This window comes from Janibacter sp. CoH_79_TC_3 (assembly GCF_058197955.1).
Map to the genome: position 1 here is coordinate 44110 of NZ_JBXWIV010000011.1, position 14224 is coordinate 58333.

14 protein-coding genes are annotated in these 14224 nt (G+C 34.3%); all 14 read right to left on the minus strand.

The window, feature by feature from the left end; genetic code table 11:
- Window positions 1-23: 23 nt before the first annotated feature.
- The 14 genes from AC2FA3_RS10180 to AC2FA3_RS10245 all read right to left on the minus strand — a co-directional run bounded on the left by AC2FA3_RS10180 (window position 24) and on the right by AC2FA3_RS10245 (window position 14195).
- The gene (locus AC2FA3_RS10180; protein ID WP_490509456.1) at window positions 24-1460 is read right to left on the minus strand and encodes a sugar transferase; all 1437 of its coding nucleotides are present in this window, start codon (window positions 1458-1460) and stop codon (window positions 24-26) included.
- A 133-nt stretch (window positions 1461-1593) separates the two neighbouring features.
- The gene (locus tag AC2FA3_RS10185) at window positions 1594-2139 is read right to left on the minus strand and encodes an IS630 family transposase (RefSeq protein ID WP_490509457.1); all 546 of its coding nucleotides are present in this window, start codon (window positions 2137-2139) and stop codon (window positions 1594-1596) included.
- 7 nt (window positions 2140-2146) lie between these two features.
- A complete protein-coding gene (locus AC2FA3_RS10190; RefSeq protein WP_490509458.1) occupies window positions 2147-2503 on the minus strand; it encodes an IS630 transposase-related protein in 357 nt (118 codons plus the stop codon).
- A gap of 585 nt (window positions 2504-3088) precedes the next feature.
- A complete protein-coding gene (locus tag AC2FA3_RS10195; RefSeq protein ID WP_490509459.1) occupies window positions 3089-4276 on the minus strand; it encodes a glycosyltransferase family 4 protein in 1188 nt (395 codons plus the stop codon).
- Window positions 4277-4288: 12 nt separating this feature from the next.
- Window positions 4289-5446 carry a non-hydrolyzing UDP-N-acetylglucosamine 2-epimerase gene (gene wecB, locus AC2FA3_RS10200; RefSeq protein WP_490509460.1) on the minus strand — a complete coding sequence of 386 codons (1158 nt, stop codon included), beginning with the start codon at window positions 5444-5446 and terminating at the stop codon, window positions 4289-4291.
- Window positions 5421-6293, minus strand: coding sequence for a dTDP-4-dehydrorhamnose reductase family protein (locus AC2FA3_RS10205; RefSeq protein WP_490509461.1), 873 nt, complete (start codon window positions 6291-6293; stop codon window positions 5421-5423). The genes wecB and AC2FA3_RS10205 overlap by 26 nt, the downstream gene beginning before the upstream one ends.
- On the minus strand, window positions 6286-7317 hold the full coding sequence (locus AC2FA3_RS10210) for a polysaccharide biosynthesis protein (protein WP_490509462.1): 1032 nt from the start codon (window positions 7315-7317) through the stop codon (window positions 6286-6288). Before AC2FA3_RS10210 ends, AC2FA3_RS10205 begins: the two co-directional genes overlap by 8 nt.
- Window positions 7318-7338: 21 nt before the next feature.
- Complete coding sequence (locus AC2FA3_RS10215) at window positions 7339-8475, minus strand: glycosyltransferase (protein ID WP_490509463.1); 1137 nt, start codon at window positions 8473-8475, stop codon at window positions 7339-7341.
- 72 nt (window positions 8476-8547) lie between these two features.
- Window positions 8548-9606: a glycosyltransferase gene (locus AC2FA3_RS10220; protein WP_490509464.1), complete on the minus strand. Its 1059-nt coding sequence runs from the start codon at window positions 9604-9606 to the stop codon at window positions 8548-8550.
- A gap of 142 nt (window positions 9607-9748) precedes the next feature.
- Window positions 9749-10294 (minus strand): transposase, encoded by a 546-nt coding sequence (locus AC2FA3_RS10225; RefSeq protein ID WP_490509465.1) that lies wholly within the window; start codon window positions 10292-10294, stop codon window positions 9749-9751.
- 139 nt (window positions 10295-10433) lie between these two features.
- A complete protein-coding gene (locus AC2FA3_RS10230; RefSeq protein WP_490509466.1) occupies window positions 10434-10658 on the minus strand; it encodes an IS630 transposase-related protein in 225 nt (74 codons plus the stop codon).
- Between the two features lie 152 nt (window positions 10659-10810).
- Window positions 10811-11992, minus strand: a complete 1182-nt coding sequence (locus AC2FA3_RS10235; protein ID WP_490509467.1) for an EpsG family protein — start codon at window positions 11990-11992, stop codon at window positions 10811-10813.
- A 67-nt stretch (window positions 11993-12059) separates the two neighbouring features.
- Window positions 12060-12956 (minus strand): glycosyltransferase, encoded by an 897-nt coding sequence (locus tag AC2FA3_RS10240; protein ID WP_490509468.1) that lies wholly within the window; start codon window positions 12954-12956, stop codon window positions 12060-12062.
- A gap of 69 nt (window positions 12957-13025) precedes the next feature.
- Window positions 13026-14195 (minus strand): nucleotide sugar dehydrogenase, encoded by a 1170-nt coding sequence (locus AC2FA3_RS10245; RefSeq protein WP_490509469.1) that lies wholly within the window; start codon window positions 14193-14195, stop codon window positions 13026-13028.
- Window positions 14196-14224: the final 29 nt, after the last annotated feature.

Sequence of the window (14224 nt, forward strand, 5' to 3'; positions counted from 1 at the left end):
CAATCACTAAATTTTATTGAGCTTTATTTAACTGCATCACCACTGCCTTTACCTAAAGCAGTACCAATAATATAAGAAAAGTAATTTTTAAGACTCATATTATCAATCATTTCTTTGTCTTTTTTAGCTAAGCGTTCAGGTGTAGACATGTCTATACCACTTAATTGAGCCAGACCCGTGATACCCGGTAAGACCTCGTAAACACCAACCTTATCTCTAGCCTCGATAAGGTCTTTTTGATTAAAAAGATTGGGTCTCGGACCTACCAAGCTCATCTCACCTTTTAGTACGTTTAGCAGTTGTGGCAATTCATCTAGCTTTGTCTTGCGCAATACCTTACCAAGCTTAGTAATCGAAGTTTTATCCACAAGATGACTGGCTACAGATTCTGTCGTCACTTTCATAGTGCGAAACTTAATCAGTTTAAACGGTTTCTGATCTTTACCCACACGCTTTTGAATAAATAAAGGTGAACCTGTATCCAAGTAACCAATAGCAGTTGCGCCAATTAATAGCGGTGAAGCTACTACTAAGCCAGTTGCCGAAAAAGCTATATCCAACGGTCTTTGCCAAATTAAGGGTTTACTGTGACTTGAAAGTGTGTTGGAAAACTGAGAGCTTTTTCTGATAGATTCATCAAAAGACACTTTGTTATACTCTATATTATTTGGTCCGCCTGGCATGCTTGGATCATAAGTCAGGCTGCCAAATGCCTTCTGAATAGTATGAGAAAACATAAAAGGTATAATAGTTAAGCCTAGCAGCTTTGACATATATATTTTTTTTGAGTGAGCTTCAGCAATTAATGAAACTGTCTTTGAAGTACTCATATACTCGTTATTTTGAGGGAACAGTGTCCCCTCTAAATTATTTTCCATCACTATCCTCAGAAACTCGCACAGATTATCAACGTATATGGCACTTCTTTTATTATTAATATCAGGGAAAACAGGGCTAGATACTGCAAATTTATGGAGAGTATTATAGTTACCTTTATTACTACATCCGTATACAATTGGTGGTCTGATGATAGCAACTTGATAGCCTATTGTTCCTAGCTTCTCCAAAGATTGTTCTGCTGAGGCTTTAGATTGAGCATAAAATGATTTAGGATTAATAGGCGTATTCGCTGTTATATGGCCTTTAGTAAGCCCATAAACACTCATCGTAGAAAGAAAAACAAATTGATTTACGCCATCTTTTTTAGCTTTCTCTGCTATCTCAAGGGCTAGCTGATGATTCACTTTATCATAAACGTCATAGCTAACTTCTTTTTCCGACTGATGAACGACAGCCGCAAGATGAAGAACGACATTGAAATTTTGAAAACTCTTATTTCTCCAAGAGTCATCACGGATACTGATTGCTTCGACTTCATATCTATCGCTATAGTCGCTCATTAACTCGGCAAAACTCTTGCCAATAAAAGAGTTTTTACCTATTATCAGTATTTTTTTCAAAATGTAATTTCCTATTCTTAAATTGGAGTACTATAAAACCTTAATGAATCTATTTTAAAAAAAGCTTAAAGTGAAGGTGCAACTTTTAGTATTTTATTTATTATTAGGCAATCTAGGGGTTTATCAATTATAGTCAGTTCAAAATAAAACTGTTATGCCTTGGACAAATATCATAAAACAATTTGGATAAGTCACTTTGCATCCAACCTTGGCGTAGAAACTTCACTTGAGCCCATTTCTTCTCGATAGGGTTTAGGTCAGGGCTATAAGGTGGTAACCAAAGAATACGATGCCAGTGCCTGTTTAGTAGCTTTTGAATGCGTTTGCTCTTATGAAATCTTGTCACTCGAGCATAGCTCTCGTCTTGCACTCGGGCAAAGCAGTGCTTTGCTTTATCCTCGCTCATATCCATCACAATCACGCATTTGGTTTTAAGGCTTGGGATTAGCTTGTGTTTGCACCAGTGATAGAACGTGTTGCTGTTCATGTTCTGTTCAAAGTAATCAAGCGTAAACAATATCTTTTTATACAGAGCACCAATAACGTTAGTTCGCTTTTTTGCTTGCCAGTTGTAGCGATCGATACAAGGTTTACCAATAGGCGCGTAACCATGAGAGCGAATAGTCTCTTGCTCAAAGCCGCTTTCATCCATATAGACAATGGGATAGCCTTGCTGCATAAAGCGATCAAGCTTTCTTTGATACGCCGCTCTTTTGATCAGACATGCTTTTGGGTGCTCTAAGGTCTTTTTTTTGACTGATGCCTAAGCGCTTTAAGGCATGATAAATGCCTGTTTTACTACAGTTTAAGCGACTAGCTCGCTCATACTGGTAATCATCAGGATGTTCTTTGACATTATTAAGTAGCACGTCATCTGGTATTCTATAGGGTTTGGTTTGCCTGGTATTTTTGCTATGAACACGTCTCTTCCAGTTCTGTATGGTGGTTGGGCTGAGATTATAGAACTCAGCCGCCTCGGCAAAGGTCATGCCCTCGTCTAAGCTTTTTAGTACTTGTTTGCGAAAATCTAGTGAGTAAGTCATAGTATTTATGATAACAATTGGGTTTGATGATTAGTTTATAACACTTTTAAATGGGTTTGGCTATAATATCTACTGAGATAAACTAAACTTGATAATTATTATATCTGGTTGATAAGCTATTTTTTTGAATATTAAACTTACCTGATTACATACCGGTGCTTTACGAACTGCTTCTATTGTATATAGAGAGTTTTAGTAAGCTACGCTAAATCAAAAAAACCATTGAATACTAAAAGCTAGCCTCTAACCTTGATAATATTTTCAAACCGAAATAAATTGCAAGATTTTTTTATACTTAAGCTAAGTCACCATACACATTAGTTATCCAGAATCCAGTTTATGCTAATACTGCACCCTAAATAGACATATTGGAAGGGAAATCAATTACCAAGTCAATACCTTGTAAAGACTCGGTCTTAGCAGTTATGTCTGTTATATACAAAGCTGCATAACGTTTTCACTACCAACGATACGAATAAAAGCAATAGCTATATTACATCTACTAAATAACGATAAGAAGCTATAAATCAATCAGAAAGGAACCAATCATGCAGTTTAAAGGTGTTTCTCATCCATCATAAGCCTTTATCTACTTTTATGAACGTGCCTAATAGAAGTTACAAATTTTTCTAAAGCCACTTCTTCAGAGTAAAAGTCCACTAAAACCTTCCTAGGCTTTTGTTGTTTTTTTAAATATCTTTCTGAATAAATATTATCAAAACATTTAGCTAGTTCCTTAGGAGTGTTAGGAGGGCATAACCAACCAATATTATGTTTCCTAACCATCATCGACACTTCTGCATTTTCATCCATTACAGAAAGGATAGGTTTATCTGCCGCCATACTAAAATAAGACTTGCTAGGCACGCCTAACCCCAACATTCCATCAGCCAGTGTGACTAATGCCACGTCACCAGCTGACAAGCCTTGATCTTTTTGTTCCTGCGGAATAGAACCATAATAAAAAACATTATCTCTAATATTGTTATTGACAAACTGAGTCAACTCTTCTTTAAAATATCCATCACCTATGAATAATATTTTAATATTATCGTTAACAATATGCTTAGATGCCTCCAGAATATTAGGTATCCCCTGGACACGACCCAAGTTACCAAAAAAAGTAAAGACAAAATCACTTTCTTTAAAATTCATTTTTTTAAATACTGAGTTTTTTTCTCTTTTTATTAATTTTACATCATTATGATTAACCCAGTTTTGTATAATATCAATTTTAGAGGGTTCTATATTACACTTTTTAACTATTAGATCACGCATATCGGAGCCTATAGAAATAACTTTATCTGGGCAAGAATAAACGAATGAAAAATACTTATTTAACAGTTTAAAACTAACACTCTCTTTTTTAATTATACCTGCTGGAACTAAATTTTCGGGTATAATATCATAGACAAGTAAAACCCAATTAAAACCTATAGCTCTTTTTAACATAGGTAAAAAAAATAATAGCATTGTTGGATTTGTTCCAACAATAACTGTATCTTCTTTTCTAGCATGCATTAATATTTTAAAAGTAAATTGTAAAGATTGTAATGTTTGAAAAATAACTCTGTTAACTATCTTATTTTTATCATAATTCATACTCTTTACTTTAACAGAAAAGACACTATCACAATTATTAATGATATCTGGTGATATAACAATACATTCAGAAAATTCGGTGGATAATTTCCTTATTAGGCTAGACCAAAAATATCCCGTAGAATTATCGCTAGCTGAAATAAACTCAGAAACCATAATTAATTTACTCATAAAAACCCCAAATTAATATTGTTTCCAGACTGTACGCATCACATAATCACGATAGCTATGAATTATACGAACTACCTTATCTGATACATTCGGCATGCTATAGTCATCTACTAAACGCAAGGTACGCTCACAACCTCTTTCCTGGCTTTCAAGCACTTGCAAACATTGTATAACACGATCGGCTTCTACCCCAACCATCATCACTGCAGCTTCTTCTACACCTTCTGGACGTTCATGTGCTTCGCGTAAGTTTAAAGCTGGGAAGTTAAGGATAGATGACTCTTCACTAATAGTACCACTGTCAGACAATGCCGCTTTAGCAGTTATCTGTAACTTGTTATAATCTTTAAATCCCATTGGCTTCAACAAGCGTATATTAGCATTGAACTTGATACTCATAGCATCTAAACGCTTTTGTGTACGCGGATGAGTGGAGACAATGACTGGATATTCATAATGTGCAGCCACCGTATTCAGCACATCAACTAATTTTAGAAAGTTTTTATCCGAATCGATATTTTCTTCACGATGAACACTGACGATAAAGAATTTACCTTCTTCTAAGCCTAAGCGCGATAATACATCTGACTGTTCAATACCATCACGATAATAATTCAACACTTCAAACATTGGGCTTCCTGTTTTAATAATTAAATCTGCAGGCAGACCTTCACGCAAAAGATACTCACGAGCAATAGAGCTGTATGTCATATTTACATCTGACATATGATCAATAATTCGTCTATTAATCTCTTCAGGTACACGCTGATCAAAACAGCGGTTACCAGCTTCCATATGGAACGTCGGAATCTTACGGCGCTTAGCAGGCATTATAGACATACCACTATTAGTATCACCCAATACTAAGAGAGCATCCGGCTTAACTTCTTCTAATACTTTATCAATCGAAATAATTACATTACCAATAGTTTCAGCACTTGTTTTACCAGCCGCATTTAGAAAAAAATCAGGTTTTCGGATATTTAAATCAGTAAAAAACACCTCATTCAATTCAAAATCATAATTCTGACCCGTATGAACAAGTATATGTTCACAAGAAGAATCTAATTTTTTAATAATTAAAGATAATCTAATTAGCTCAGGACGTGTACCAACCACCGTCATTACTTTCATCTTTTTATTTCTATTTGAAGTGTCTAGTAAACTCATAATTCATTTTCTCAATTAGGTCAGGCCATGTAGGAGGTTGAAAGTTTATTAACTCTCGTAAACTATCTGAATTAAGACTTCTGTCAATTGTAAAATTTGGATAGTCAATCACTTCTAATGCAATGTTATATTTATTTTTTATCAATAACAGCAAACTATATTTATCAATAGGCTCTGAACTTAAATGGTACATGCCTGATAAATTTGGATCACAAATCACATATTTATCTAAAAACTCTGCGACGTAACATGTTGGCAGTCCTGAAAAAATTGCGTTTGAAAAGCCTTTTACGGTATCAGTTTGACTTAAAAACCAATCAACTAAACTTACATTTGAATTTAATTCGTGTCCGATGATTGAAGTACGTAGCGTAAGATGCTTATCGTAAGAAACTTCTCCCAACAGTTTAGATCGGCCATAAATATCTGTTGCATCAGGTAATGAGCTTTCTATGTAACCGCCCGTACTACCACTAAATACGCAATCAGTTGAAAAGTGTACTAATCGACTATCATATTTCGTACATATTTCAGCAAGCTTATGCGGTAAAAGACTATTGATTTCAATAGCAGGCACTGGTAGCTTTGACTGAGATAACTGTTTAATTAAACCAACACAGTTAAACACATAATCAGGATTTAATTCAAAAATAGTGTTCTCTAATACTTTGTAATCTGTTACATCGATACCACTAATAATATTCTCGAAACCCATATCAGCGAGTTGTTTAAGCGTGGAGTTAGAACGTACTGTACCTACAACGCTATTCTCCGTATCGGTAAAGTAACGATGCAAGCTACCACCGAGCATACCATTTGCACCTAATATTAATATTTTTTTACTCATCAGCCTGTACCTTCTCGCCTGCTGCAATCTTTTGCATAAACTCAAGCTTGAGTAATAATTCTTTCATACTGTTGATATCTAATCTTTCAGTATTATGAGAGTTATAATCTTCTACACCTGATAATTCCTTCGAGCCTTCTTCAAAATACTTCTCATAATTTAGATCTCGGTTATCTGCAGGAATACGGTAGTATTGGCCTTGATCTTTAGCTACTAACATCTCTTCGCGGCTGCACAACGCTTCAAAAAGTTTCTCTCCATGACGAGTACCAATAACGTTAATCGGATAGCTTTCTTGATTCATTAGATTAACCACAGCTTGGGCTAGAACCTGAATAGTCGCTGCAGGGGCTTTCTGTACAAAAATATCGCCGTTACTACCATGCTTAAACGCATGTAAGACTAGATCTACCGCATCATCTAACGTCATCATGAAGCGTGTCATAGCTGGGTCAGTGATAGAAATGGGCTGACCCTTTAACACTTGCTCTACAAAAAGAGGGATAACGGAACCTCGTGACGCCATGACATTACCATAGCGTGTCGCACAAATAGTTGTACCTTCAGGTACATTTCTAGATTTTGCAACGATGACTTTCTCCATCATTGCTTTTGAGATTCCCATAGCATTTATAGGGTAAACCGCTTTGTCTGTACTCAGACAAACGATGCGCTTCACTTGATTCTGAATAGCTGCTTCAAGGACATTTTCAGTACCTAATATGTTAGTTTTCACTGCTTCTATAGGATAAAACTCACAAGATGGTACTTGTTTGAGTGCAGCGGCATGATAAATAAAATCAACACTACGCGTGGCATTTAAAATGCTTTGGTAATCTCTTACATCGCCAATGTAAAACTTTAGTTTGGTATTGGCGTACTTTTTACGCATATCATCTTGCTTTTTTTCGTCACGACTAAAGATACGGATCTCAGCGATATCTGAATTAAGAAAACGGCGGAGGACAGCATTACCGAATGAGCCTGTGCCGCCTGTAATGAGAAGTGTTTTATCTTTAAACATTAAAATACCTTTTTATTAAATCTATTTATTAGCTGCATATTTAAACATAGCGATGTTAGCGTCAATCGCATCGCGTTGATTAAATTTATTTTTAGCCCATGCCAATACTGTTTCCCGCATGTGATGATACTCTTCAGAGGACATTATTGCTAACTCATCAATAACTTTACTGAATGCTTCTGGATTAGTTAGTGATAAATCCCAGCCAATTCCTTGTTCCTGAAGATTACGCCATGGTGTAGTATCCGCAATGAGTAGCGGTAAGCCTGCACATAGTGCTTCAGCAATAACGTGCCCATAATTTTCCCCTTTAGTAGGCATAAAAAATAGGTCATATAAAGATAGAATATTGATCACTTCTTCAGGTAGTAATTCACCTTTATATTCAACTTTAACATGAGAAGGAAGAGTTTCAATGACAGCCTTACATTTGTCCCAATAATCATTATCTTCAACTGGACCATAAATATGATAAGACATAGGTTTCTTAACTTCCCGTAACATTTTTAGTGCTGCCAAAACATTCTTCTTTGGTGATATACGAGAAACAAAAACAGCTTTAAGTATGTTGCTAGTACGAACAGGTAAAGCTTCCGTAAATTCCTGTGTCCCGATATCCTCCGCAATATAAATATCTACTTCTCGGCCTAAGACTCTTCGAATATCCTCTGCCTCATAATCGCTTGACGCTTGAAAAATGGTTCCATGATGCAAACGTAAGAACTTATATAGCCTAATAAACATAAGCTTTTTTTGAGCTTTAAGACTCAGTGCTCCTTCTGAAAACTCACCTCTTGGCCCCAATATCACTTGTTTTTTTAACATCTTACTAAACAAGAGGGGGAAAAAAGAAAATTTTGGCGAGAAAAAACTATTTAAATAAACTATATCGTAATTTTCTTTAGTTAATAATCTAAATATTTGTTTGATACCACCAAATCCCATTTGACTGTAAAATACTTGTGAATATCCTAAATCATTCCAACTATTAAGGTTAATATTAGTATAAGCAGAAGCATCACCTAAGTCTCTATCAAGAGTAACTACTTTGTAGGATAGTGAGTCACTGGTCTGACCAACTAAGTTCTTTATAGTTTTTATAGGACCTCCACCTTTGTAGCCAGGTAAGTAAAAGTTAGTGAAAGTAAGAATTTTCAATTTTATATCCTCTGTAAGTTTCAGTATAAATATTTTTATGAAACTAATATCATTGATATGGTTTATTTATGACTATAGTTGACTCAATAAGTTCAACCATTTCTTTTTAATCTTATGAGTAGTAAACTCTAAGGATTTTATCTTACCATTCGCTCCTAAACTTGTTCTTAGTTCAATATTGTCAATTAATCTATCCATATTAACAATCAGTTCATTATTAGACTCAACAGCAATACCATCTATATTATTATCTATTAACGCATCTGTACCTTGGTTTTTATAACTGATAACAGGAAGCCCACAACTCATAGCTTCTAAAAAAACCATTGGTAGGGCTTCATTGTATGACGTAGATAAAAAAATCGAAGCATTTAGATATTCCGCTTGTATATTCTCAACGGGATTATTTAATTTTATATTGTGTAAACTGTCTTTAATAATCAATTTTTTTAACTCGTCGCGTATTTCACCATCTCCAAAGATATGGATACTCCATGTTGGATATTTTTTTAACAAGTGTTTTGATAATGGTATAACACGTTCATAACCTTTTTCTTTAGACAATCTACCTACCATTAAAATTTTTGAATTGGTCAGTTTTGACACTGTATTGCTTTCAAAAGGTAGAGAATTAGGTATTATGACTATATTATCATTTAGGTACTCAACCGCTTTGCATGCCTGTCTAGAAAGCACAATTAAAGCATTGAGTTTTGGATAGGTTTTTTTAATTATTAATCTAGAACTCTTAGGGATTGTCTTGTAATCAATATGCTCACAACCAATAGTTTTAATATTCTTCCTATTTAACATAGATATAATACTGTTTACGTTATGAGTAAGACCAATAACCACATCTATATCATAATTTTTAATTATTTTACTTATTGTTCTATAAAACTTATAACTCCATTTAATCTTTTTAAAAGCATAATCAGACTCCTGATTAATATCTTCATAGATAATTTTTACTTGTGGATTAATGTAATAGAAACTCTTACCCAACTGTTTTGTAAGAGACAGTATAGTAACTTGATAATCAGATAAAAGCATGTTGGCAATATTACTTGCTGCTCTTTCAGTACCACCTGAACTATTTAAATTTGGAATAATTATTAATATGTTTTTCATAATCACTTATAAACCTTAACGACTAAATATAAACCTTGCAAAAAATAAACGAGTATATATAGTGAATTCAATATAAAAAAGATACAGCGGATCTTAATATAGTGAATTCAATATAAAAAAGATACAGCGGATCTTAATAGAGTCAGTTCAAAATAAAACTGTTATGGCTAGGACAAATATCATAAAACAATTTGGATAAATCATTTTGCCTCCAACCTTGGCGTAGAAACTTCACTTGAGCCCATTTCTTCTCGATAGGGTTTAAATCAGGACTGTACGGCGGTAACCAAAGAATACGATGCCCGTGCCTGTTTAGTAGCTTTTGAATGCGTTTGCTCTTATGAAATCTGGTCACTCGAGCATAGCTCTCGTCTTGCACTCGGGCAAAGCAGTGCTTTGCTTTATCCTCGCTCATATCCATCACAATCACGCATTTGGTTTTAAGGCTTGGAATAAGTGTGAACTTGCACCAGTGATAGAACGTGTTGCTGTTCATATTTGTCTCAAAGTAATCAAGCGCAAACAACATCTTTTCATACAGAGCACCAATAACGTTAGTTCGCTTTTTTGCTTGCCAGTTGTAGCTATCGATACAAGGCTTACCAATAGGCACGTAACCATGAGAGCGAATAGTCTCATGCTCAAAGCCGCTTTCATCCATATAGACAATGGGATAGCCTTGCTGCATAAAGCGATCAAGCTTTCTTTGATACACCGCTCTTTTGATCGGACATGCTTTTGGATGTTCTAAGGTCTTTTTTTTGACTGATGCCTAGGCGCTTTAAGGCATGATAAATGCCTGTTTTACTACAGTTTAAACGACGTGCTCACTCATACTGGTAATCATCAGGATGTTCTTTGACATCATTAAGTAGCACGTCATCTGGTATTTTATAGGGTTTGGTTTGCCTGGTTGTTTTGCTATGAACACGTCTCTTCCAGTTTTGTATGGTGGTTGGGCTGAGATTATAGAACTCAGCCGCCCCAGCAAAGGTCATATCCTCGTCTAAGCTTTTAAGAACTTTTCTACGGAAATCTAGTGAGTAAGTCATGGTCTTTATGATAATAATTGGGTTTGATGATTAGTTTATAACACTTTTAAATGGGTTTGGCTATAGAATAGATATTAAATAAATAACGATTTGCATCTCTGAAGTTTTATCCTAACTTTTATGAATTAATGATAAATTAGTCTATTTAATAATTAAGATAAATCGAATAGTATAAATAGCAAAGGCTTAAAGAATACATTAAAATTATCAAATAAGAAAAATCTAGCATCATATATACTTGCAAGTGAATATGAAACTAAGGAAATAAAATACAACAATAAAAAAAATCTATCAAAACGTATTTTTGAATTAACTTGCCAAAGTATTAGATATATAGAAAAAATCAATATGAAAAAATCAGACATTCTACCAATTACTACATATAACGACTGAAAAATACCTAAAAACAATGATAAAACACAAAGCAAAAAGTACATAGTATCATTGTTTTTAGGCTTTAATGTGAGAAGATAAAATTGTGCTAAGTATAAAGGTATTTTAGGTAATATTATGGTAGCTATGATTCCATATAATGACTTAGAATCTATTAAACCACTTCCAAACTCACCATCTTTATCGAAATATACATCATTAAAGAAATCAAAATCATCAACAAAAGATACGAGATACCCGATACTAATTTCTATAAGTTTAGAACTTAGGGATAACAGAAAGCCAATATATATAAGTATTTTCGACCTAGAGGAGAATCGACTGAACTTATATGATAAAAGTACAATTATGGATGCTACTAGCGCGAAAGGATGAGTTAGGAATGCAATTATAGATCCTAATAGAAAATATGCGAGCTTCTTATAGAATATTAAATTGTAACTAAAATAAACAACCAGTACAGTAGCGAATGAATTCCTTATACCACTTGATAAACCGACAAATGGTATACTTAACCAAATTATGATTAATGAAAGTAATATGTATATTGAACTAGAGTTCTGTAGATATCTACATTTAATATCATTAAATATTGAGAGTATCAAAAGATATGCAATAAGCACGATACTAAAAGTAAAAGCTTGTTTTGGTAACCCTAAAAAGCTGATGATCCAGGCATAAATATCAAAAAGCACATATCCTATCTTTTCGAATTCAAGAATCTTACTGAAAGGTAGTTCTTTTAAGATATCTATACGTTCATAATGTCTGTATAAATCATATTCTATAGGAGGAGTTATTGCAAATGCAAAGGTGGCAAACGCTAAAGCGATACAAAACAAACTAAGATGACCTGATTTTTTCTTAATACTTTCATTTATCGCAAACACCAATGCGTATATGGGTTGTAATAGTGAAAAGAGAAAAATTAAATAAGGCATTAGGCAAGTCTCAGTATTGTATATTAATATGTAACTCTAAACTTTATAACTTCAATTTAGATATTAGCTACTTTCTTCTAATCAGTTTTTTTGCTTTAGGCTTTGAATAAATTGAAAGTGACCTTCTCATATTATATATTTTCGGTAAGTATATAATACTTCTAATAAGAGAAGTTGTTTCAGGTAACTCTTCTGTGTATGGTAAGAGCTGTAACGCCATTATCTTTTTTTGATTAAATTTTAACTTATGATTTTTACAAAAATAATCGTATGCCTTATATATTGACGAGACTTTTCCTGAAGTAATTCGCTCATGTGGATGACTAGCATCTACTATGTAACTATACCCTTCGGATAAATAAGCTTTTGATTTTTTTATACTAAGTAATCTATACCAACAATCGAGATCTTGCCATGCGGGAAAACCTACATCGAATCCACCTATATCTTGTAAACTACTAGTTTTAGTAAAAACTTGGTTACCTATCCAATTTGCACATATTAAATCTGACTGACTACAGCATTCTATTTTCTTTATTTTTTTCAAATCATCGTCTTTTATTTTTACGAAAGCATTGGAATATAACGCTATACCATCATCCGCTATATTATCCCAATCTTTTATAAAGCTTGATATGCGACTTGGGAGAAAATAATCATCATCATCTATCCCAGTAATAAATTCACCATTCGCTGAAAAAATTGCTTTGTTGCGACTAACACAAGCACCTGAGTTTCTCTCGTTTACAAAATATCTAAATCGAGAGTCTTCTTTATCCATTTTAGCTAGGTATTCATGAGTACCATCCGTTGAATTATCATCTACTACTATAAGCTCTATATTCTTATAATCCTGCTGTAGAACTGAATCCACAGCACGCTGCAAGAGTTCAACTCTGTTGTAGGTTGGCATATATACCGTCACCAGTGGTGAACTCTCTTTACTATTTGAATTATCTATCATCTTTGGTTATACCTAGCCCTTTATCTAATAGATTGAAAGTGTACTCTTACTATATTCCAAAACATCAATTTAACTGTCTCCACCAAACAGATCTCGTGTAAACACTTTATCTGTCACATCAGCTATCTCATCAACTAAGCGGTTGGCGACTATTATATCACTCTTTGCTTTAAAGCTATCCAAGTCTGTTATCACCTCAGAATTATAGAAGTGTGTCTCTTCCAATACTGGCTCATATACTATCACTTCTATACCTTTGGCTTTGATACGCTTCATAATACCCTGCACCGCAGAGGCACGGAAGTTATCAGAGCCTGATTTCATAACCAAACGATAAATACCTACTGTTTTTGGCCGTCTTGCGATGATCGAATCGGCAATAAAATCTTTACGAGTTCGATTAGAATCAACAATCGCTTTAATCAGATTACTAGGCACTTCATCATAATTTGCTAGTAATTGTTTAGTGTCTTTGGGTAAACAATAACCACCATAACCAAATGAAGGATTATTATAGTGAGCACCAATGCGCGGGTCTAGACTCACTCCCTCAATGATCTGCTTAGTATCTAAACCAAAAGTCTGAGCATAAGTGTCTAACTCATTAAAATAAGCAACCCGCATAGCCAAGTAGGTGTTAGAAAACAGCTTAATAGCTTCAGCTTCTGTTGAGTTAGTAAATAATATAGGAACATCTTTTTTTACAGCGCCTTCTAACAGCAAATTAGCGAATGTTTGTGCTCGTTCTGACTGCTCACCCACTATAATACGTGAGGGGTAAAGATTATCATGTAAGGCCTTACCTTCACGTAAGAATTCAGGCGAGAATATTATATTGTCTGTTCCTAGCTCCTGTCTGAGCGCTTCTGTATAGCCTACAGGTACTGTTGATTTTATTACCATTACTGCTTGCGAATTGATAGCCAAAACCTGTCTAATAACGGATTCAACACTTTTAGTATTAAAATAGTTAGTTTTAGCATCATAATCTGTGGGCGTCGCAATGATGACAAAATCGGCATCAGTATAAGCAAGGGGTGCATCTAATGTGGCATAAAACTTAAGCGACTTATTAGTCAAAAAATCTGTTACTTTAATATCTTCAATTGGTGATTGTTTGGCGTTCAATAAATCGATTTTTTCAGGAATAATGTCTACAGCGATAACGTCGTGATGCTGAGCTAACAACAATGCATTTGATAAGCCGACATAACCTGTACCTGCTACTGCTATTTTCATAATGTACCTAATTTTAAGAACCAATTAAT